This is a genomic window from Gemmobacter serpentinus (assembly GCF_008973825.1).
Taxonomy (GTDB): domain Bacteria; phylum Pseudomonadota; class Alphaproteobacteria; order Rhodobacterales; family Rhodobacteraceae; genus Gemmobacter; species Gemmobacter serpentinus.
Genome location: NZ_WCHR01000020.1, coordinates 206095 through 227288 on the forward strand (window position 1 = coordinate 206095; position 21194 = coordinate 227288).

General features: G+C 64.0%; 19 protein-coding genes. 7 read left to right on the forward strand and 12 right to left on the reverse strand.

Features of this window, described 5'->3' with window-relative positions:
* Positions 1–447 precede the first annotated feature (447 nt).
* On the reverse strand, positions 448–2220 hold the full coding sequence (locus GBJ34_RS13825; protein ID WP_192931220.1) for an acetyl/propionyl/methylcrotonyl-CoA carboxylase subunit alpha: 1773 nt from the start codon (positions 2218–2220) through the stop codon (positions 448–450).
* On the reverse strand, positions 2217–3818 hold the full coding sequence (locus tag GBJ34_RS13830; RefSeq protein ID WP_151719792.1) for a 5-oxoprolinase subunit B/C family protein: 1602 nt from the start codon (positions 3816–3818) through the stop codon (positions 2217–2219). The genes GBJ34_RS13825 and GBJ34_RS13830 overlap by 4 nt, the downstream gene beginning before the upstream one ends.
* A gap of 205 nt (positions 3819–4023) precedes the next feature.
* On the opposite strand from GBJ34_RS13830, the gene GBJ34_RS13835 reads away from it, so the two are divergent.
* Complete coding sequence (locus GBJ34_RS13835) at positions 4024–4320, forward strand: putative quinol monooxygenase (protein ID WP_192931221.1); 297 nt, start codon at positions 4024–4026, stop codon at positions 4318–4320.
* 283 nt (positions 4321–4603) lie between these two features.
* On the opposite strand, the gene GBJ34_RS13840 is transcribed toward GBJ34_RS13835, so the two are convergent.
* Entirely contained in the window at positions 4604–5836 is a 1233-nt protein-coding gene (locus tag GBJ34_RS13840; RefSeq protein WP_151719794.1) for an acyl-CoA dehydrogenase family protein, read from the reverse strand.
* Between the two features lie 533 nt (positions 5837–6369).
* Entirely contained in the window at positions 6370–6795 is a 426-nt protein-coding gene (locus tag GBJ34_RS13845) for an organic hydroperoxide resistance protein (RefSeq protein ID WP_151719795.1), read from the reverse strand.
* A gap of 119 nt (positions 6796–6914) precedes the next feature.
* Between GBJ34_RS13845 and GBJ34_RS13850 the strand changes: the two genes are divergently transcribed.
* Complete coding sequence (locus GBJ34_RS13850; protein ID WP_151719796.1) at positions 6915–7352, forward strand: MarR family winged helix-turn-helix transcriptional regulator; 438 nt, start codon at positions 6915–6917, stop codon at positions 7350–7352.
* Between the two features lie 191 nt (positions 7353–7543).
* On the opposite strand, the gene GBJ34_RS13855 is transcribed toward GBJ34_RS13850, so the two are convergent.
* Genes GBJ34_RS13855 through GBJ34_RS13865 form a run of 3 tightly spaced genes read right to left on the reverse strand, consistent with a single transcriptional unit; the run spans position 7544 to position 10243 of the window.
* Positions 7544–8017 carry a flavin reductase family protein gene (locus GBJ34_RS13855; RefSeq protein WP_151719797.1) on the reverse strand — a complete coding sequence of 158 codons (474 nt, stop codon included), beginning with the start codon at positions 8015–8017 and terminating at the stop codon, positions 7544–7546.
* On the reverse strand, positions 8010–8633 hold the full coding sequence (locus tag GBJ34_RS13860) for an FAD synthetase family protein (protein ID WP_151719798.1): 624 nt from the start codon (positions 8631–8633) through the stop codon (positions 8010–8012). The genes GBJ34_RS13855 and GBJ34_RS13860 overlap by 8 nt, the downstream gene beginning before the upstream one ends.
* Positions 8634–8689: 56 nt before the next feature.
* Positions 8690–10243 (reverse strand): 4-hydroxyphenylacetate 3-hydroxylase N-terminal domain-containing protein, encoded by a 1554-nt coding sequence (locus GBJ34_RS13865; RefSeq protein WP_151719799.1) that lies wholly within the window; start codon positions 10241–10243, stop codon positions 8690–8692.
* 144 nt (positions 10244–10387) lie between these two features.
* On the opposite strand from GBJ34_RS13865, the gene GBJ34_RS13870 reads away from it, so the two are divergent.
* A complete protein-coding gene (locus GBJ34_RS13870; RefSeq protein WP_192931223.1) occupies positions 10388–11131 on the forward strand; it encodes an IclR family transcriptional regulator in 744 nt (247 codons plus the stop codon).
* Positions 11132–11299: 168 nt separating this feature from the next.
* Positions 11300–12151, forward strand: a complete 852-nt coding sequence (locus tag GBJ34_RS13875; protein WP_151719801.1) for a dioxygenase family protein — start codon at positions 11300–11302, stop codon at positions 12149–12151.
* On the opposite strand, the gene GBJ34_RS13880 is transcribed toward GBJ34_RS13875, so the two are convergent.
* On the reverse strand, positions 12139–13059 hold the full coding sequence (locus tag GBJ34_RS13880) for a LysR substrate-binding domain-containing protein (RefSeq protein WP_151719802.1): 921 nt from the start codon (positions 13057–13059) through the stop codon (positions 12139–12141). The two genes, GBJ34_RS13875 and GBJ34_RS13880, sit on opposite strands and share 13 nt — an antisense overlap.
* A 285-nt stretch (positions 13060–13344) precedes the next feature.
* Positions 13345–14157, reverse strand: coding sequence for a 3-oxoadipate enol-lactonase (pcaD, locus tag GBJ34_RS13885; RefSeq protein ID WP_151719803.1), 813 nt, complete (start codon positions 14155–14157; stop codon positions 13345–13347).
* A gap of 146 nt (positions 14158–14303) precedes the next feature.
* On the opposite strand from pcaD, the gene GBJ34_RS13890 reads away from it, so the two are divergent.
* The 3 genes from GBJ34_RS13890 to catA all read left to right on the forward strand — a co-directional run bounded on the left by GBJ34_RS13890 (position 14304) and on the right by catA (position 16778).
* The gene (locus GBJ34_RS13890; RefSeq protein ID WP_151719804.1) at positions 14304–15473 is read left to right on the forward strand and encodes a muconate/chloromuconate family cycloisomerase; all 1170 of its coding nucleotides are present in this window, start codon (positions 14304–14306) and stop codon (positions 15471–15473) included.
* Between the two features lie 10 nt (positions 15474–15483).
* Complete coding sequence (gene catC, locus GBJ34_RS13895) at positions 15484–15774, forward strand: muconolactone Delta-isomerase (RefSeq protein WP_151719805.1); 291 nt, start codon at positions 15484–15486, stop codon at positions 15772–15774.
* A gap of 65 nt (positions 15775–15839) precedes the next feature.
* Positions 15840–16778 carry a catechol 1,2-dioxygenase gene (gene catA, locus GBJ34_RS13900; protein ID WP_151719806.1) on the forward strand — a complete coding sequence of 313 codons (939 nt, stop codon included), beginning with the start codon at positions 15840–15842 and terminating at the stop codon, positions 16776–16778.
* 1028 nt (positions 16779–17806) lie between these two features.
* Here catA and GBJ34_RS13905 read toward each other — a convergent pair.
* From GBJ34_RS13905 to GBJ34_RS13915, 3 genes are read right to left on the reverse strand one after another with little or no spacing between them, the layout of a single operon-like run.
* Positions 17807–19285: a cryptochrome/photolyase family protein gene (locus GBJ34_RS13905; protein WP_226341180.1), complete on the reverse strand. Its 1479-nt coding sequence runs from the start codon at positions 19283–19285 to the stop codon at positions 17807–17809.
* Complete coding sequence (locus GBJ34_RS13910; RefSeq protein ID WP_151719808.1) at positions 19251–20411, reverse strand: SAM-dependent methyltransferase; 1161 nt, start codon at positions 20409–20411, stop codon at positions 19251–19253. Before GBJ34_RS13910 ends, GBJ34_RS13905 begins: the two co-directional genes overlap by 35 nt.
* Positions 20408–21193, reverse strand: coding sequence for a DUF1365 domain-containing protein (locus GBJ34_RS13915; RefSeq protein WP_151719809.1), 786 nt, complete (start codon positions 21191–21193; stop codon positions 20408–20410). Before GBJ34_RS13915 ends, GBJ34_RS13910 begins: the two co-directional genes overlap by 4 nt.
* Between the last annotated feature and the right edge of the window lies 1 nt (position 21194).

The window sequence follows — 21194 nt, forward strand, 5'->3', positions numbered from 1 at the left end:
GGCAGCGCAGGGGCATCCGTCGCCGAAAGCCGGGCACCCCCAGAACACAGTGCCGCCCCCCTTTTTTTGCGGGATGGCATAATGGGTTGCGGGAGCCTCCCAATCCTCAGGCAGCAACAACCCGATCTTCATTCAGCCGCAGGCTGCTGCATCATCGTTGCGTGACGACCGGCCTGTCAGCGCAGGTGCAGCACACATGGTCCTATCCTGTGCCCGCATCCGCTTCACGGCCCTGAACCTCGGCTGGGTCCGAAAACCCGACCTGCCGCCAAACATCGCCTGCACGGCACGGGTGAGGCGCGATGGAGGGCGCAGGAGATCACAACCGACTGGCGATGGACTTACACCCCCAAGATGGGCATAGGCAGCACCACACCCGCCCGGAAGCTGAAAATCGCTGCCTGAAGTCAATTTCTGCCCACCGTTAAAACGGGGAGGCTTCCCCACCTATTCCTTGATCTGCGCAATCCTTGCGCCAAACGGGATCGTATCCCCGATTGCGGCATGATGCACCAGCCTGCCGGAATGATGCGCCTCGACCCGGGTTTCCATCTTCATGGCTTCGATCACCGCGACAACCTCACCCGCCACGACCTGCGCGCCATCCTCGACAAGCCAATGGGTCAGCGTGCCCGAGACCGGGGCGGCGAGCGCCTGCGCATCCTCAACAGGGGCAATGGATTGTGCAGTATCTGCTGGGCGCCCCGGAAGGGTGCCCAGCAGATTGGCAGGCAGGCCAAGTGCGTGGCGTTTGCCGTCGATCTCGACCGTCAGCCGCAGCATCGCAGGGATCTCGGCAGGCGCCACCCTTGGATGCGGTGGCACCGCTTCCGACAGGGCTTGGGCAAAATCGGTTTCGATCCAGCGGGTATGGACGCGGAAATCACCATCCAGTGCAAGGAAATCACGCTGGTTCAGCACCGCCCTGTCGAAAGGCAGCACAGATGCCACGCCCTCGATGCGAAACTCATGCAGCGCACGGCGGGCGCGGGCCAGTGCCTCTTCGCGGGTCGCCCCCGTCACGATCAGCTTGGCCATCAGGGAATCGAAGCTGTCCGACACAACTGAACCGCTGACGACACCGCTATCGACGCGGATCCCCGGCCCGGACGGCATATCGAAGACAGTGACGGGGCCGGGAGTCGGCAAGAAGCCCCGCGCCGGATCTTCGGCATTGATACGGAATTCGATGGCATGGCCGCGCGGGGTGGGCACCGTCTCATCTGCCAGTTCCGCCCCTTGGGCGATGCGGATCATCGCGCGGACCAGATCGATGCCCGTGGTTTCCTCGGTCACCGGGTGTTCCACCTGCAACCTCGTATTCACCTCCAGGAAGGAGAGGGTGCCGTCGGCGGACAAAAGAAATTCGACCGTGCCCGCACCGGAATAGCCCGCATGGGCACAGATCCTGCGCGCAGAGCCGTGGATGCGGTCGCGCTGATCGGGCGTCAGGAAGGGCGCGGGGGCCTCTTCCACCAGTTTCTGGTTGCGGCGCTGCAACGTGCAATCCCGCGTGCCCAGAACCTTGACCTTGCCGTGCTGATCCGCCAGCACCTGCGCCTCGACATGGCGGGGGCGATCCAGAAACTGCTCGATGAAGCATTCGCTGCGCCCAAAGGCCGTCTGCGCCTCGCGCGTGGCGCTTTCAAACAGCTCCTCCACCTCTTCCAGCCGCCAGGCGACCTTCATCCCGCGTCCACCACCGCCGAAGGCCGCCTTGATCGCGATGGGCAGACCATGTGCCTTCGCAAAGGCGAGCGCCTCCGCCGATGTCTCCACCGGCCCCGGCGTGCCCGCGACCAGCGGCGCGCCGACCTCTTCGGCAATGCGCCGCGCCTCGATCTTGTCGCCAAGCGCCGCGATCACCTTTGGGGCAGGGCCGATCCAGATCAGACCGGCATCCCAAACCCCTTGCGCGAAATCGGCGCGTTCAGACAGAAAGCCGTAACCTGGATGAATGGCATCAGCGCCCGCAGACCGCGCGATGGCAATGATCTTTTTTGCATCAAGATAGGTCTCGGCAGGCTTTTCGCCGCCCAGCGCATGGGCCTCATCGGCCATGCGGACAAACAGCGAGTCCCGATCACTGTCGGCATATATCGCGACAGAGACGATGCCCTCGTCGCGGCAGGCACGGATCACCCGAACGGCGATTTCCCCCCGATTGGCGATGAGAAGACGCTTGATGGGCCGAATGGGGGCACCGGAAAAAAGGGTCATGTCAGCTCCGCCAATGTGAAAGGGGCAAAGGGGGCAAGCGCGGTGAAACGAATGCGCGCGCCAGGCGGGATCTGCCCGGCAAGGGCAAGTGCGGAGGGGTGCAGCGTCGCAATGACCGGATAGCCGCCGGTCAGCGGATGGTCGGCCAGAAACAGCACCGGCTGACCGGAATGGGGCACCTGAATGGCCCCGTATTCGGTGCCCTCGGACGGCAATTCCCTTGCGTCACCCCGAAGCAAGGGCTGATCGCCCTGCAGCCGGATACCAACCCGCGAGCTTTGCGGGGTGACCAGCCAGTGTTGCGTCAGAAAAAGCTGGACGAGATCGGGCGAGAACCAATCCGTCCGCGGCCCGAGAGTTACCGGCAGTTCGACCAGATCACCGGGGCGGGGCAATGCTGGCTGGTGTTCGGCCATACCGACCGCGCAGGCGGGGCGTTTCGCGGCCTCCAGCACGGCCCCGGATGCGACCGGCGCAGGGCCGACAAAAGCCAGCATGTCCGTCGCGCAGGATCCAAGCACGGGTGCCACGGCATAGCCTCCGCGCAGCGCAAGGTAGCTGCGCATCCCCGCCTTGGGCGGGTCAATGGTCATCAGATCACCGGGGTCAAGGCAAAAGGCGCTGCCCGCTGCGATCTGCTGCCCCGGAATACGGACGGTGGCCGCGCCGGTCAGCGCCAGCGTGATCGGCGCATCGGCACGCAGTCGCACCGGGCCAAGGGTGATTTCCAACGCGGCTGCATTCGCGGGGTTGCCAACGGCACGATTGGCACGCCGCAGCGCCGGCAAATCCATGGCGCCTGAGACCGATACCCCCTGCCCTGCCTGACCGATGCGCCCTTCATCCTGAAACAGAAGCGGAAAGGGGGTGGAGATGACGGTCAAGGCCGGACTGGGCGGTGAACCGGCTGCGACGGCCCCCGCCGCGGGAGCCTGCGGGCAGGGTGTTGATCGCGCCATATGCCTTGGCCCCACTTCGCCCCCGGCCTTGACAAAGCGCACGCGCATTCCGGGTTGCAACAGGGCGGGCGGGTCGCGGGCGAGATCCCACATCAGAAGGTCCGTTGTGCCGATCAGCTGCCAGCCGCCCGGGCTGTCCTTGGGATAGATGCCACTAAACTCCGCCGCAAGCGCGACCGCCCCTGCCGGAATGCGGCTGCGCGGCGTCGCGCGGCGCGGCAGATTGAAACGCGGGTCATTGCCGGAAAGATAGGCAAAGCCGGGCGCAAAGCCGCAAAAGGCCACTTGCCAGATGGCGGCCTGATGGGCGGCAATCACCTCGGCCACGCTCAGCCCCATATGCTGTGCGACATCGGCAAGGTCTTCGCCGCCATAAACAACCGGAACCTCGACCGGCTCGGCAGCCGCCTCGACCCGCGCGACCGCTGCGGTTTGACGGCGCTGCGCGATCTGCTGCGCAAGCGCCGCATCGACCGGCACATCCTGCGCGGTGCGGATCATCAGCGTGCGGGCCGCCGGGATGATCTCTGCAATCCCCCCCACCGGATCCGCGACCAACGCGTCATGCAGCGCAAGCGTCGCAGCAAGGTCCGGAAGTTCAATCAGGACAGTGTGGGGGCCAACCGGCAGGAAACGCATGAATCAATCTGCCAATGAGTGTCTGGGGCATCTGTTACGCAGATGTAGCCGGGTGCGCGCGCGATGGCAAAAGCTCGCTGCGATTGCGTGATGCCCAGATGCCCAGATGCCCAGATGCCCAGATGCCCAGACATCTGAACAGGCGCGAGGGGCTTGCCATATCGCCCCCGGCGTGAAATCCAAGGATATCCAGTGGAGAAGCGCAATGTCGGATCTCGTCTATGTCTTCGCGCATGTGCAGGCGCGGCCCGGCCACGAGGATCGGCTGCGGGACGCTTTGCTGAAGCTGGTCACCGTGACGGAGGCAGAGCCGGGTTTCCTGCGCTACGACCTGCATCAAGACTGCGCGAACCCCGGCCATTTCGCCTTTTACGAAATCTGGCAGGATCAGGCATCGCTGGATATACATGCGGTGACCGATGCCATGCGCGCCCATCAGGCGCTGACCGCCGACTGGATCGAAAGCGTGACGGTCCAGACCTTCCGGAAACTCAACGGCTGATCCGTTCGCGCAAAGACAAGGTTTCTCGCAAGCCTTTGGCGATGACTTTTGCGCTCTCGGGTGGTGAAGACACGGAGTATTGGCGGGCCTTGATGGCCTGCGCGGCTGACAGGGCCGCGCCTGAGGGCGCGACCGCGCCATGCCCCGCCCCACCGTCGCAAGTGCCGAGACCGCATTCCAGATCTTCGGCATCGCGAGAAGCCTTCCGGTAGCCGCTGCAATTGCCGGGCCTTCCCGCCAAGGTCGCGACACTCGGGTTGGGGATCTCTTCCCCTTCGTGCTTTCAGAAGAACCCGAGCTTGGGCAGCGCCACGCCATTCAGGCGAAGATTGCCAAGCGCATGGGCCTTGTAGCTGGCCGGGTTATGGCTGGAGATCGTGCGGATATTGCGCCAATGCCGGTCCAGATTCTTTTCGCGCAGCGTCGAAGACGCCCCGGCCAGATCGAACACCGCCGTGCCCGCGGCATGGGCGATGCGGTCCACCACGATCTTGGCCTTGGCGGCCGCGGCCGCCGCCGTTTGGGCGGCATGGTCCTGATCCTCGGGCGGGGCATTTTCTGCAATCGCGCGCGCCGCCTGATCCATCACATGGGCTGCTGCCAGCACGGCAGCCCGCGCACCAAAGGCCGCCGCATCGCGCTCGCCCAGTTCCTGCAGCAAGATCGGATCATCGCCGGGCCGTTCCGCCGGGGCGAAGTAAAAGCTGCGCTTGCGCCCGCCAAGCAAGGTCGCCGCGTCGCGGGCAATGCTGTCGACGATCCCTGCGATCACAGCCGTCAGCACCAGTTGCGCCATGGTGGAGGAAAAGGGCGTGGCCTCTGCTGCCAAGGCATTGGCGGGGATGATCTCATCGGCCTCGATCCGCACATCATGAAAGACCGTGGTTCCGGTGCCGGTCAGGCGTTGGCCCATCCCGGTCCAGTCATCAATGATTTCAACACCTGCACGGTCGGCAGGGATCAGCGCGCTGGTATTGCTGCCATCCTCGAACGAGCCGCTGACCAGGATCCAATCGGCATAGAGCACGCCCGTCGAATAGAACTTGCGCCCCGACAGGCGAAAGTGATCGCCCTCACGCCGGAAGATCGACGAAAACGACGAGGCCCCGCCGGTCTGCGCCCGGTCCAATTCCGTTGCGGCAAGGGCCAGCAGGTCACCCGCCGCCAGCCGCCTGCGCAGCGCGAGAAGGGGCGGATGACCGGTCGGTGGCAGAGCCAGCCGCTCACCCAGCATCAGATGGTTGCGCCAGATATGGGCGATGTTCGGGTCTGCCTCGGCCAGGTCGGTCACTTCGGCCAGCACCTCGGCAATCGAAGCTCCAGCCCCGCCAATTTCAGGTGGCAGCCGCCGCGCCCCAAAGCGCCACGCCTTCATCTCGGCGATTTCGGCATGGGGCAGCAGGCGGTTGGCGTCGCGCGCGCTGGCCCCCTCGCGCAGACGATCCAGAAAGGCGTGTGGCAAGGGCGCGGGCGGGGTCAGGCCATCGGCAACGGGGGGCGGTTCGATCAGGGACATGGGCGTGCCAGGAAATAGGGTCTGGCCGGAAAAAGGCCGGACGACGGAGCGGAACCCGGCAAAAGCTGCCGGAATGACGATCGACCCGAAGGCCGATATTCGTCAGAGGCTAGCCCGCGCCCGCGCCATCAGCCATTCCAAAGGCGGCTTTCGAAAGGGTTACGCTGTGCTGCCACACCAGTGCCCTACGATGATTTGCTTCTCCGCTGTCGTGCGGACCGCTGTTGCCCCCCGGCGCAGCCCGGTGATTGGCCAATCCGCACTCCGCCACAGACCGTGACACCGATGTTCAGCACGATCTTCAACGCGAAACCCGGCAGATCATCGCCCAAGCGCGCTGCACCTGATCGCGGCACGGTCCGTGCGGGATCACCCGACATCGACGGGATGGCGGCCCTTGCTGAGCCAACTGACCGCCCGAAGTATCCTGGGGATGGTGGCGTCCTGCGGCCTTTCGGCAGGTTGCGGCGGCCCGCGCTTTCAGCGGGCGACGGCAGCAAGGGCAGCCGTCGCCAGGGCATTGCCATTTGGCCTCAGATCAGGGTCAGCCCGACCGCGACATTGTTGCGCGTGGCATTGGAATAGGGACAGGTCTGATGAGCCGCCTCGACCAGCGGCTGCGCCACATCGCGCGCGATGCCCGGCAGGCTGATTTCCAGATCCGCGGTAATCCCGAAGCCGCCCTCGCTGCGCGGGCCGATGCCGACACTGGCGGTGATTGCAGCCTCGGCGGGCAGCTTCACCTTGTGCTGCGAGGCCACCAGCTTCAGCGCCCCCAGAAAGCAGGCGGCATAGCCGGCGGCGAAAAGCTGTTCGGGGTTGGTCCCTTCCCCGCCTGCACCACCCAATTCCTTGGGCGTCGACAGCGCGACTTCAAGGCGGCCGTCCTCGCTGCGGGCCTGACCTTCGCGCCCCCCGGTTGCGGTGGCTTTGGTGCGATAGAGAACCTGAACAGACATGGTGATCTTCCTTTTGTATCTCGATAATGATTATTGCGATAATTTCCTTTAGACCATCCAGACCGCCCCGTCCAGCATTTTTATTGTCGCGATAATGAATTTCGTGATAATACCCTCTCATGACCCATGACCTGCCCCTTGAGAACCAACTGTGCTTCTCGCTCTATGCGACCTCGATGGCGATCAATCGCCTTTACAAGCCGCTGCTGGACCAGCTGGGCATCACCTACCCGCAATATCTGGTGCTGAGCGTGTTGTGGGAGGCGGATGGCAAGGGCATCGGCGCCATTGCCACACGGCTGGATCTGGAGCCAAGCACCATCACGCCGCTGGTCAAACGCCTGGAGACCGCAGGCCTGGTCACGCGCAGCAGACGTCAGGACGACGAGCGCGGCGTTGCGGTCACCCTGACTGCGCGCGGGCGTGATCTGAAATCACAAAGCCGCTGTCTGGGTGAGGCACTGTTCGCCAAGGCGGGGATGACCCCGGCAGAGCTGACCAACCTGAACCAGACGCTGCGCGCGCTTTACGCAACCCTGACCGGCAAGGCAGACTAAGCGCGCCCGGCGCATTTGCCCGTCAGCTTTGTCCCGTCAGTATCGCGCGAAGGCAGGGGCCTGTCTCTCTGCCCTTCAACGCATCGCTGACCCCGTCTGCACCTTCGCCCAGGTCACCCGGCAATCGCCATGGGCAAGCTGCCAGAACCCCGCGAATGGATGCCCGCCGTGGCCAATCCATAGCCTTCCATTCAGCTTGGCAGCCGATGGAACTTGCCGCTGCAAAACAACAGGGGCGCAGCATCGGGTCGGCGCGAAAGCCCCGTAACCCGGCCAATGAACAAGGTGTGGTCGCCCGCTTCGACCTCCTGCGCCACTTCGGTCAGAAAGACGGCAGCCGCGCCGGGCACAACCGGCAGACCGTCGCGCTGTTCCAGCACACCGACCATTTCGGGATTGTGCCGCCCGGCAAAGTGCCAGGCCAGCGCCTCCATATCCTCTGCCAGAACATTGACCGCATAGCGCCCCGAGGCCCGGATCCGGCCCAGCATCCGCGCGTTTCGATCCAGTGAGATCGAGATCAGCGGCGGATCGAGCGAGACCGACATGAAGGCATTGGCGGTCATGCCATGATCGCCTTCGTCCGAATTGGTGGTGATGACAGTGACGCCGGTGGCGAAACTCCCACAGGCATCGCGCATCGCGCGGCTGTCGAAATCAGTCATGATGGTCCTCATTGAAACGCAGATCCTCGGTCAGCGGCAGGATGCCAGGGCTGCCGAACATATGGGGCGGGCGCAGCAGCGGCGCGGCGGCATCGGCGCGGCCATTGGCGCAAAGCGCGCGGATCCGGGTCGATGAAATCCGCTCGCCTGCCGGGCAGGTGATGGCCGGGGCCGGTGTGACTGGGAAATGCCGCGCCAGCAGCGCAAGGTCGCCGGACTGGCGGGCACCAAAGCGGAAATCCTGGCCAATATGGATACGCTGCGGGTTGATCCGCCCCAGATCCGTCAAGAACGCCTCCGCCGGACGGGCGGCATACCGCGCGTTGAACGGGGCAACCACAATCCAGTCCGGCCCAAGCGCCGCCATCAGCGCCAGCCGTTGCCGCAGGCTGAGCAGGGCGCACGCCCGGCCGAAAAACACCTTGGGCAAGGGATCGAAAGTCCAGAGCACGGAAGGCAGATCTCGTTCCCGCGCCTCGGACACCGCAGCTCCGATCAGCGCCTGATGGCCGCGATGCACCCCATCAAAGGCCCCGATGGCCAGAACCGAACCGGGAAGCGCCAGCTGCCGGTCGCTGACGATACGCGTGGTCATTCCGGCGAAGTCTAGTCCCATATCCGTTCCTTCCCTGCGATGCGGGTGGCCGATAGCGGGCCACCCGCAAGGTGGTTTCAGCCCTGGAAGCCCGCCTTCAGACGGTTCACATCCCAGGGGTTCACCAGATCTGGCACCGTCCAGCCTGAAAGGTCGTATTCGCCCATGTAGTCGCGCACGATGCCGTGCAGCGCCTCCATCTCGCCGGTGGCCTCGGCGGTCAGCATGGTCTCAATGCGGATATTCTCGTAATTGCCAGCATAGTTGGTTTCATAAAGTTCGTGCCGACCGCCGAACTCCGAACCCAGGGCATCCCAGAGCAGCTTCAGCAGCTTGACGCGATCGATCGCCACCATCCCATTGGATCCGCGGACAAACCGGTCGAGATAGGGCCGCACCGCCTCGCTCGCGAAGTCCAGCGACGACGAGGGCAGATAGATCAGCCCGGAGGCGACATGGCGTTCGATCAACTCCTTGATCCGGCCATAGGCCATCGGCGCGAAGATCCGGCTGGCAAGGCCGTAATTCATGTTGGGCAGCACATAGCCATCAGTGCCCTGCCAGGGGATCGGGCTTTTCACCATCGCATCCGAGATCGCCCAGAACATGTTGCGCCAGCCGAGCACCTCGCCCACAGCCGTCTGAGGGCCGCGGAAACTGCGGGTGCCCGTCGCCTCCAGCGCCAGCGAGAACAGGCCCGAGATGAAATCAAGTTTCACCGCCAGCCGGGTTGCGCCATGCAGTGTGAAGCGCGGCACGAAACCCGAAGCCGGGAAGAAGGCGTTGATCTTCTCGATATCGCCGTAAATGAAGATGTTTTCCCACGGTACCAGGACCTTGTCGAAGACAAGGATCGCGTCGTTTTCATCCAGACGGCTGGACAGCGGATAGTCAAAGGGCGTGCCCATGACGGCGGCGTTCAGCTCATAGCTGGCGCGAGAGATCAGCTTGACGCCGGGGCTGTCCATTGCCGCGGTGAAGATCAGCGCGAACTTCTTCTCTTTGATCGGGATGCCATAATGGGCGATGAAATTGTAATGTGTCAGCGCAGAGCCGGTTGCCACCACCTTCGCGCCGGACACGATCAGCCCGGCATCGGTTTCCTTCTCGACCTGCATGAAGACATTGCCGGTCTCTTCAATCGGAAGATGACGGTCAATCGGCGGGTTGACGATAGCATGGTTCCAATAGTCCAGCCGGCCTTGGGTGCGGTTATACCAAGCCTTCGCATTCTCGGCATATTCGCCATAAAAGCCGGAATTTGCCCCCAGCGTGCCAAGGAACGCGGCCTTGTAATCAGGCGAACGCCCCATCCAGCCATTGGCCACCCGTTGCGTGGCGGCAATCGCATCACGGCCCGCGATCAGATCCTCGGCCGATTTCGGCCCCTTGAAGAACGGATGCGTCCAGCCGCCGCTGCCGGTATCGGTCGGGCGGCCAAGGCTGTCCCTCTCGGCATGAAGCCGGTCATACCAGCGCGCCACCATCCGGGCCGAATTGCGAAACGCCGGATGGCTGGTCACATCCTTGACCCGTTCGCCATGCACATAGATCTCGCGGCCATCGCGGATGCTGTCGAGGAATTCATTGCCGGTATAGGGCGCGAGCGTCGCACCATTCTGGTCCTTCATCGGAACCTCCCTGCGGCAGATGCCGCGCTCCATGCAGCCAGCCTGCCAGTTAATCGGGGCGGATCGGAAGGTATCGGGTCATACCGTGTCTTTTTCCGGCAATACCGGAAAATTGGAACGATGGTCGAATTTGTGAGGTCTCATATGAAGACAATTCGGAAAATTGGCGCGGTATTGCGGCAATTCACCGCCACGCAGCCGGAGCACAGCACCACCGATCTGTCGCGGGCAATCGGCAATTCCACCAGCGGCACCCATGATCTGGTCGATGGGCTGGCCGGGATCGGCCTTCTGAGCAAGGTCGAGCGCGGGCGCTATCGGCTTGGGCCACTGGTCGCCACGCTGTATCGGGCGCTGGATGACAGCTCGGCCCTGACCGAAGCGGCCCGTCCGGTGATGCAGAAGCTGGCTGTCGATCATGGCGAAACGCTGCATCTGACCATGCATGACCAGGGCAGGCTGTTGCTGGTCGAGGCCATCGAGGGTGAGCGCCCGCTGCGGGTGTCGCGGGATGTGATCGGCCCGCATCTGGCACTGTATCAGGCCCCTCCCGGACTGTTGCATCTGGCCGGCTTCAGCCACGCCCGGCTGGAAGAATGGCTGGATGCCCATAGCAGGCCCGGTGGTCCCATCGCCTCGCGTTCGCGCTTTCGCAGCGATCTGACCGCGCTGGCCGAAGACGGCTTTGCGGTTGGGCCGATCATGGGGGATGATGATATCGTCTGTCTGGCCGCACAGGTCCGCGACCACACCGGGCGCCCGGTCGCGGCCCTTTCCATGGCGGCCCCCGCCAGTCGCCACGATCGCCAGCCCCGCGCCTTTCGCAATATCACCATTGAGGCGGCAGAGCGCATCTCCGCGCGCCTGGGGTATAAGAAGCCGAGTTGAAGGACCTTTTGGGTATCACAACATACCCCTCCCCCCTCTCGCCCGGCCGGGGCCAGCCATGCAAGCCTTGCCCCTTGTCGATAAGGACGGCGGGGGAGGAGGCTCGGCGGCGGACCTGCGCGCGCGCGTCCCGAGCCCCCGCAACGGTGAGGGGAGAGGGGACGGGCCATGCGGGATGTCACGATCGAGAATGTGACCGAACTGGTGATCGCATCACTGGGGCGGCAGCGCCCCATTGCGCCGCGCGCGCGTGAAATCCTGGAGGCATTGATCCGCCATTTGCACGGCTTTTGCCGCGAAACACGGCTGAACCATACCGAGTTGCTGGAGGCCTGCGCCTTTCTGGGGCGCGCGGGTGCGGGCGGACGGGAGGAATATATCCTGCTGGCCGATCTTTTGGGCGTCGAGGTGCTGGTCGACATGATCTCGAACCCCGTTGCAGCGAATGAAACGATCTCCACCGTTCTTGGCCCGTTTTTCCGCGAGAACGCGCCGGTGATGCCCAAAGGAACCTCAACCGTTCAACAGGGGTTCGAAGGGCAGGAAACCGTCTATATCGAGGGATATGTGCGCGACCCCGACGGCAAGCCGCTGGCAGGGGCCATCGTCAATGTCTGGGAAGATGCCCCCAACGGGCTTTATGAAAACCACGATCCCGACCAGCCCGATTACAATCTGCGTGGCCGGTTCGAAACCGACGAAAACGGCCATTACGCCTTTCGCGCCATCCGCCCTGTGCCCTATGCGATCCCCGATGGCGGTGCCGCGGGCGAGTTGATCCGGTTTATGGGCCATCACGGGATGCGTCCCGCCCATGTGCATATGATGGTCAGCCATGACGGCTATCGAAGGCTGGTCACGCAGATCTACGATTCATCGAGTGACTGGCTGGATGATGATTCGGTCTTTGCGGTGAAAGAGGCACTGGTGGGTGAGTTCCGTCGCGCCCCCGAGGGGGCGGATACCGATCTGGTGCTGCGTTATGACTTCGTGCTGCGGCGGATGGATCAGGCGCGATAGGCGCGCCGGACCTCGCCCAAGTCTGAGGTGCGGGCGAATTTTCGGGTGATCTCAAAGAAGTTCATCACTTGTGGCGCGCGATTGTCCAGCCTGGCATGGACCGTCAGCCCGGTGCCGGGGTTGTGACCGAGATAGGGGCGGTAGGTGACGCCTGGCCGGGTTGTCTGCGCCACCGATTCCGGCACCACCGAAAGCCCCACCCCGACCGAGACCAGCGAAATCGCGCTTTGGAAATCCTGCGTCAATTCAAGTTTTGTCGGGGTGAACCCCTCGCGCTCGCAGATGCTCAGCACGACATCGGCATAGCTGGGGCGCGGACGTCGTGGGTAAAGCACAAAGGTCTGGCCCGCCAGATCGGCAAAGCTGATCTCTGGCTTTGCCGCCAGCGGCGAATTGTCCGGCAGCGCAAGGATCAGCTTTTCCCGCACCAGCAGTTCACGGCGGAATTCCTCGTCCTTCAACTCGGGCCGAGCCACGGCAATATCGATTTCACGCGCGATCAGCGCGCGCTGCAATTCGGCATTGTTCAGCGCCGAAAGCGCCAGTTCCACGTCCGGGTAGAAAGAGCGGAAGGATTTTATCAGCGTTGGCAGCACCCCATGCGAGGCCGAGCCGACAAAGGCGATCCGCAGCCGCCCTGCCCCGCCCGCACCGACCAGACGGGTCTCGCGCAGGGCAGCGTCCAGCCGCTCAAAGATCTGGCGGGCATGTTCCTGAAGCACTTCGCCGGCCTGGGTCAGCCGGATCTGGCTGCGACTGCGGTCGAACAGCAAGACACCGATATCTTCCTCCAACGCGGCAATCTGGCGCGAAAGCGGTGGCTGCGCCATGTCGAGCCGGGTGGCGGCACGGCCAAAATGCAGCTCCTCCGCCACCGCCAGAAAATACTTCAGCCGTCTGAAATCCAAGGGCCTCTTCCTCAACCTCCTGCCGCATTGCCGATGGCAGGCCAGAAGTTTGCCACAGTCGGGCCTGTGGTCAACCGACGACCTGCGCCGGCGCGCGCAGGCCAAGGGTCTGTCACGCCGCACAACCCGGTCACAGCGCGCGGCTGGCAATCTGCAAAAGAGGCGTGCGCCCCAAGCGCCGCAAGCCGTGCCTGGGGTGATCGGGCGAAAGGGATCATCGTCGCGGACCTGCCCTTTTGAGGCCAAAAGATCCGGCAATCACGACGCGGGGGGTGCAGGGATGTGTCATGGGGATTTTCTCGCAGGTCGCATATCGAGGTGCTGCTGAAGAAACCCGCGCAGCAGCGCGGCCCAGTCGGAAGGGGTTTCGACCGGCGGCAGATGCCCGGCACCGGGGATGATCTGGAGCGCGGCCCCCGCGATCAATGCGGCGGTCTTCGCCACAAGATCGGGCGGCGACGCCCCATCCTGATCGCCGGCAATCACCAGCGTGGGCAGGGACAGCCGCGCGGTCGTGGCAGCCAGATCGGCCGCCGCGATGGCGGCGCAAGCTCCGGCATAGCCAGCGGCATCGGTGCGCGCCAACATATTGCGCCATAGCGCCAATGCCGGTGTCGCCCGGAAGGAGGCGGCGAACCAGCGTTCCATCACCGCATCGGCAATTCCACCAACACCGCTGGCCCGGACCGCCGCGATCCGGGCATTCCAGCCTTCCGCATTGCCCATTTGCGCCGCCGTGTTCGACAAGACCAATGCCCGCAGCAGATCGGGGCGATCATGGGCAAGCTGCTGCCCGATCATGCCGCCGATCGACAGGCCGGCGAAGACCACCGGCCCCTGCCCCTCGGCCTCGATCAGCGTGGCGGCATCGGAGGCCAGGCCCGCGATAGTGACCTCGGCCTCTGGCGCACCGCTGTCTGAAAGGCCATGGCCGCGCATGTCGAAACGCAGCGCGCGGATGCCCGGCAGCAAGGGCAGAACCTGATCCCAAAGCCGCAGATCGGTGCCAAGCGAGTTGGCGAAAACCACGGTGATCCCGTCTTTCGGACCATCAACCCGGTAATGCATCGCCCCCCAAGGCCGCGTCAGCATCTGCATGTGTCTTCCTTGCTTCTCATCGTCCCGGCCCGCCTTAAAGACCGGGCACATGACAGCAGATTAGGCCAATACCTGATACCTTTCTGGTATTATCAAAGACGTATCCGATCATAGAAAAGGTATGGGATTAGCGGCATGATCCGGCCATGAACCAGTCATCCGCCCCATTCCGCAGCTTGAACACGCCCGTCATCGAACGGATTGAAACCCTTCTGGTCGACTTGCCAACCATACGGCCGCACAGGCTGTCGGTCACGACCATGAATGGCCAGACACTGATGCTGGTGAAGATCCATTGCAGCGATGGCATCATCGGGATCGGCGAGGGCACGACCATTGGTGGCCTGGCCTATGGCGGCGAAAGCCCCGAAAGCATGAAGCTCAATATCGACACCTATTTCGCGCCGGTGATGCGCGATCAGGATGCGACGCAGGTGCAGGCGCTGATGGCGCGTATCGGCAAGATGGTGAAGGAAAACCGTTTTGCCAAAAGCGCCGTGGAAACCGCGCTGCTGGATGCCCAGGGCAAGCGCCTCGGCCTGCCGGTCAGCGCGCTTTTGGGCGGACGGCGGCGCGAAAGCCTGCCGGTGGCATGGACCCTCGCCTCGGGGGATACCGCGCGGGACATTGCCGAGGCCGAAGAGATGCTGGCCCGCCGCCGCCATCGGATTTTCAAGCTGAAGATCGGCGCGAAGGAACTGCACGAGGATATTGCCCATGTCGCCGCGATCAAGGCAGCCCTTGGCGCGCAGGCCTCGGTGCGGGTCGATGTGAATATGGCCTGGAGCGAACAGGACGCCGCCTTCGGGATGGCCGCGCTGGCGGATGCGGGCTGCGAACTGGTCGAACAGCCCGTCGCCTCGGCCGCGGCGCTGGCGCGACTGATGCGGCGCTTCCCTGTGGCGCTGATGGCCGACGAATCTCTGACCGGCCCGGAAAGCGCCTTTGAAATCGCCCGCGTTCAGGGCGCAGATGTCTTCGCCATCAAGATCGAACAGAATGGCGGCCTTTTCAACGCGCAGCGCACGGCAGCCATCGCCGATGCGGCGGGGATCGGCCTTTATGGCGGCACGATGCTGGAGGGGGGTGTCGGCACCATCGCCTCAGCGCATCTCTTTGCCACCTTCGCCAATCTGCAATGGGGGACCGAACTGTTCGGCCCGCTGCTTTTGACCGAAGAAATCCTGGCCACCCCGTTGGACTACCGGGACTTCGCCCTGACCGTGCCCGACGGCCCCGGCCTTGGCATCGCGCTTGATGAGGATCGTGTCGCCTTCTTTGCCCGCGACGGGCTGCATCGCCGCACGGCATCCTGAGGAGGACCCCATGTTGTATCATGTCCGAATGGATGTGCGTATTCCCCGCGACCTGCCGCCCGCCGAGGTCACCGCGATCCTCGCGCGTGAAAAGGCCTATTCGCAGGACCTGCAGGCCAGCGGCAAATGGCGCCATATCTGGCGGCTGGCGGGCGAATACGCGAATTTCAGCATTTTTGATGTCAGCAGCAATGACGAGTTGCACCAGATCCTGAGCGGATTGCCCCTGTTTCCATTCATGGAAATTCAGGTGACGCCGCTGCTGCGCCACCCTTCCTCGATCCGCGAGGATGACAGCTAGGACCGGCCTTTGGTCGGCGGAGGAGCCGGCCCACCCAGTTTCATACGAATCCAGGAGGAGCTACGATGACTGTCTCGATCTTCAATCGCCCCGATATTCAGGACTTCCTGAAAGAGTTGAGCGGGCTGAACGCGACCGGCGGCAATGCCCGCATGAAGGAAATCACCCATCGCCTGATGTCGGATCTGTTCAAGGCGATCGACGATCTGAACATTACCCCCGATGAATACTGGACCGGCATCGCCTGGCTGAACGATATCGGCGCGGCCGGTCAGGCCGGGCTGATCTCACCCGGGCTGGGGCTGGACCACTATATCGACGAGCGTCTGGATGCGATCGACGCCGAGCTTGGCATCGACAATCCGACCCCGCGCACCATCGAAGGGCCGCTTTATGTGGCGGGTGCGCCGGAATCGACGGGCTTTGCGCGGCTCGATGACGGCAATGACAAGAATGGCCACACGCTCATCATGCATGGCGTGGTGCATGATGCGGATGGCAAGCCGCTGCCGGGGGCCAAGGTCGAGGTCTGGCATTGCGATACCCGTGGTTTCTATTCGCATTTCGACCCGACCGGCCAACAGGCCCCGTTCAACATGCGCCGCACGATCTTTGCCGATGACCAGGGCCGCTACAAATTCCAGAGCATCCTGCCGTCGGGCTATGGTGTGCCGCCGGGCAGCCCGACCGAAAAGCTGTTATCCGCGCTTGGCCGTCATGGCCAGCGTCCGGCGCATATCCACTTCTTCGTCAGTGCCGATGGCCATCGCAAGCTGACCACCCAGATCAACATTGAAGGCGATCCGCTGATCAATGACGATTTCGCCTATGCGACCCGTGAAGGTCTGGTCCCTGCGGTGATCGAACGCGATGACGAGGCTGGCATCAATGCCAACGGCCTGAACGGTCCCTTTGCCGAGATCGAATGGGACATCTACCTGACCCGCCTGCTCGACGGGGTGGACAATCAGATCAACACGCAGCGCAAGCGCGCCGCCGCCTGATGCCTTTCCTCGGGCGCGGTGCGTGATCCGCGCCCGAGGGCTTTGCCGGTTTGCGCCCGGCAAGGATTGCCCGCGCAAGACCAATCGCGCTTGCCCCATTGACAAGGCGATCCGGGCCGCAGGTCCAGGCAGCCCGGACCAAGCGCCATATCGCGGTGACGCCGCATTTCTGACCCCGAATTTTTGCGGCACTCTCTCGTCCAGACGTCCTCGCCCCGTCGTTCTCAATCCCCGGTCGTTTTACGGGCGGTTGCTCTGATCCCTGTCATTTTGCCGCCGATCTTCCGGCATAACCTCATTTGCCCCCGTGGCTCTGGCACCATTCCTTTGGTCACGGTCTCTTGGTCACAGCTTCTCCGTATCCTGAAGACTTGCCTCTGCGGACCTGACCACGAGACGGTCAGACCCCAGGTTCAGCAGGCCCGGCCTGGCTCGAACCCTGGCCCCTTGGCAGGCAAGTTGCGCAAGATGCGAAGCTTGCGCCGCATCGAGGACAGCGCAAAACTTGCGCGTGATACTGACACGATCCTTCTCGGGACGGGCCCAATGCTATCTGCACAGCTTTCACCCTGAACGATGACCTGGTTCGGCATGGCCCTGCTGGGCCTGCTGCTGTCCTTGTGTCTTGCGCTGACGGGTGCCGTCGGCCCGGACGAATGGTGGCGCGGGGCCGGGCGCATGAGCTGCTGTCGATCCGACGGCTGTTACATCTTTCCCCAGTGCTGCGCCCTATCCCCCGCCCGCCCGTCCTCTTCCAGCCCCTCAAGCCAGGAGCCGCCCATCACCGCCCCCTTTGATCTTGATATTCGCCCCGTCCTTGCGCGGGGCGAGGTGCCCGCGCTCGTTTGCCGCAGGCTGATTTCGGTTCCTTGCGCGGCCATGATTTCGGTTCTCAGCGCTGCGTGGAAATTGGCCGCTGTTTCGACGGGCGGGATGGCCCGATCGTCACCAGCAAGGTGGCGGTTGCTGACCGGGCCCACCTATTCGCGTGCGGTATATTGCACCGCGCCGAAGCAGCGCCAACCGTCTCAATGCAAGCGCTTGAAGGTCTCCAGCGCAGAGAGCGCCCGCTTGCGGCCCTGATCCAGAAGCGGGCCTTGGTCGGCTGGACGCCAGATTTCCGCGGACTTCCATGATGGCGGCAGCGTCGCGCGATAGGCCTGCGCGCCTTGGCCGGACAGCCAGTGGTTGCGATAGCGCCCCTCGGGATCAAAGCTGGCGGCTTGCTTGTCCGGGTTGAAGATGCGGAAGAAAGGCGAGGCATCGGGGCCGCAACCAGCAACCCATTGCCAGTTCATCGCATTCGCCGCCGGGTCCCAATCGGTCAGGCTATCTTCGAAATGCGCAAGACCGATGCGCCAATCGGTCAGCAGGTGTTTGGTCAGCCAACTGGCCACCACCATGCGGACGCGGTTATGCATCCGCCCCGTGACCCGCATCTCGCGCAGCCCTGCATCGACCAGCGCAATCCCGGTCGCGGCCCGCGCCCAGGCCTCGGCCGCAGGATTTGCGCCCTGCCAGGGGAACTCCGCCCATTCGGCGCGCCACGGGGTCTGCGCCATTCGCGGAAAGGCCAGCAGCAGATGCCAGGCAAATTCCCGCCACAGCAGCTCTGCCAGGAATTTCTCGACCCCCAGGGCCAGTGCGGGGGTGGTTTCGGCCCGCAGGCGCGCCATCGCCCAGATGCGACGCGGGCTGATCTCGCCCAAGGCAAGATGTTCCGACAGGCCCGAGGTCGCGTCGATATCGGGGCGATCACGCTGGGTTGCATAGTCTGCTATGCGATCCCAGAACGCATCAAGCCGGGCAAAGGCCGCAGCCTCGCCCACTGGCAAGGCATGCTCGGTCAGCACCGCCGCGCCGCGATACATATCCGGTGCGAGGGCAAGCTGACTGGCCCGCAGGGGGCCAAGGGCGGGCAGCGCCACAAGTCGGGACGGCGATGGCACGGGGCGATCCGGCCCGGCCAGCCGCACCGCGCGGGCAAAGGGCGTATAGACCCGGAAGCTGCCCCCGGTGCCGGTCTTCACCGCAGCGGGATGGATCAGCAAATGCCCCTCATGCAGATGGAGCCGGGTCGGGGCTGAACGGGGCTGGCCTGAAGGGAACTGGTCTGAACTGGGCGGATCAGAGTCGAGGCGTTGGCGCAAACCGGCTTGGGCCGCCTGCATCACCTCTGTCGGCCAGTCGTTGTGATGAATGGCGCGCGCCCCGATCCGCGCGGCCAGATCGGGCAACAGATCGGCGGCCTCCCCCTCCAGCACCGTGATATGCTCGCCGGTCCGTGCCCGCCATGCCGCATCGAAACAGACAAGCGCCCGCCCCAACCGCCAGCGGCTGGCAGCACCTTGCGCCCGGGTCGCCGCATCAATGAGGAACACCGGCAGCACCGGGCCTTCGGCGCAAGCGGCGGTCAGGGCAGCATTGTCGTCAAACCTGAAATCGCGGCACAGCCAGAGGATGGAGGTCATGTCATGCCGCCCGTGCCGCGCCATCTGCATGGGCATATTCGACCTGCACCACATCGGTGCGCCCGGTCGCAAAGGTTGCCGCGCAGCCCTCAAGGTAATAGCGCCAGCCACGCAGGAAAGCCGCGTCATAGCCGCTGCGGCGAATACGCGGCGCGGCCTTCGCCATGCGCGCGGCCCAGATGCGGCAGGTGCTGGCGTAATCCTGACCAAAGGAAAACCGGCTGCGCAGTTCCAGCCCCGCCTGCGCGCCATGATGGCTCAGCATCGCCGGGCTGGGCAGCATCCCGCCCGGAAAAATATGCTGACGGATAAAATCGGATCGCTTGCGATATATCGAAAACTCGGCATCCGGCACGGTGATCGCTTGCAGCACCGCCCGTCCACCAGGGGCAAGGCGGGCTTTCAATGTGGCGAAATAGGTCGGCCAATAGCGTTCACCCACCGCCTCGATCATCTCCACCGAAACGATATTGTCGTAGCGCCCGCCAGCATGGCGATAATCCTGCAAGCGGATCTCGGCGCGCCCATCCAGCCTTGCATCGGCATAGCCCTTCTGCGCGGGCGACAGCGTCAACCCGGTCACATGACGTCCCATATCTGCCGCGCGCTCGGCGAAACCGCCCCAGCCGCAACCGATTTCCAGAATGCGCTCGCCGGGGCCAAGTCGCGACAGGATGCGGTCATTCTTGCGCATCTGTGCGGTTTCCAGATCGTTCGTTCCCTCGAACAAGGCCGAAGAATAGCTCATGCCCGGATCGAGCCAAAGCTGGTAAAACTCATTCCCCACATCGTAATGCGCGCGGATATTGCGCGCGGACCCGGCCAACGAATTGGCGCGCAGTCGATCCGTCAGGCGAAAGCGCAGCCCAGCCAGCCAGCCCTGGCGGCCCTGCCCCCCAAGATGGTCGCGGTTGCGGATGGCAAGGCTGAGAAGGGCTTCAAGATCGGGGCTGTCCCAATGGCCCGCCACATGGCTTTCGCCAAAACCTACATCGCCACGCCGCGCCAAGGCCGTCAGCAGCGCCCAGTCGATGATCTGGATCACGGCCTCGGGGCCGTCGGATCCGAAGTTGTGACGATGCCCTTCGGGTGTGGTCAGGTGCAGCCGTCCATGCTGGATGCCTTCGAGCGAGGCGAGAAAACGGGTCTGCAGCAGGCTCATCGGCTGGTATCCTTGGCGGGTTTGGGGGGCAGCGGGCGATAGGCGACGCCCTTGAGACGCAGGCGCAGCGCCTGCCAGTAGATCAGGGCGACAATGCGCAACGCCCCGCCGGGACGGCGCAGGGCGGCGGCGATCAGCGCGTGTTGGCGCAAAGGGCGCGGCCGGGATCGCAGCGTGGCAACCAGCCCCTCTTCACCATGGGTCTGGCGGATCAGCACAGCGATATCGGTCGCAGCGACATCGAAGCGAAACGCATAGTCACCCGCGACATCCTGAAAGGGCGAGACATGAAAGACCTTCGCCGTATGCAGCCGGTCGTCCGGTGCGATCGGGGCGAAATCGGGGTGATGGCAGATATAGGAATGACGCTGGCCAAAGGTGTTGTTCACCTCGGCAATCACCGCCAGCAGATCGGTCCCGCGCAACACCATCCAGAAGCTGACAGGATTGAACCAGAAGCCCAGAAAGCGCGGCTGCGCCATCAGCGCCATGGTCATGTCGGATGCGCGCGCAAGCCCCGCCCGCGCCAGCACATCCCAGGCCCATGCGGCACCGTTGCCCGCCTTGCGGGGGCCACCGTGATCTGTGGCGCAAAAGCTGAACAACCCGAACCTTCCCAGACGGAAAAGCCCGCGCGGGCGCACGGTTTCGGGGGCCAGCAGCAGATAATCGACTCCGTAGCGGAAAGCATGGCGCACCGCGCCGCGCCGGGCATGGGTCACATCTGCGGGCAGATGCAGCACCCCGCCGGCGGCCAGAATTGCGGCAAGTCCCCCTGCCATC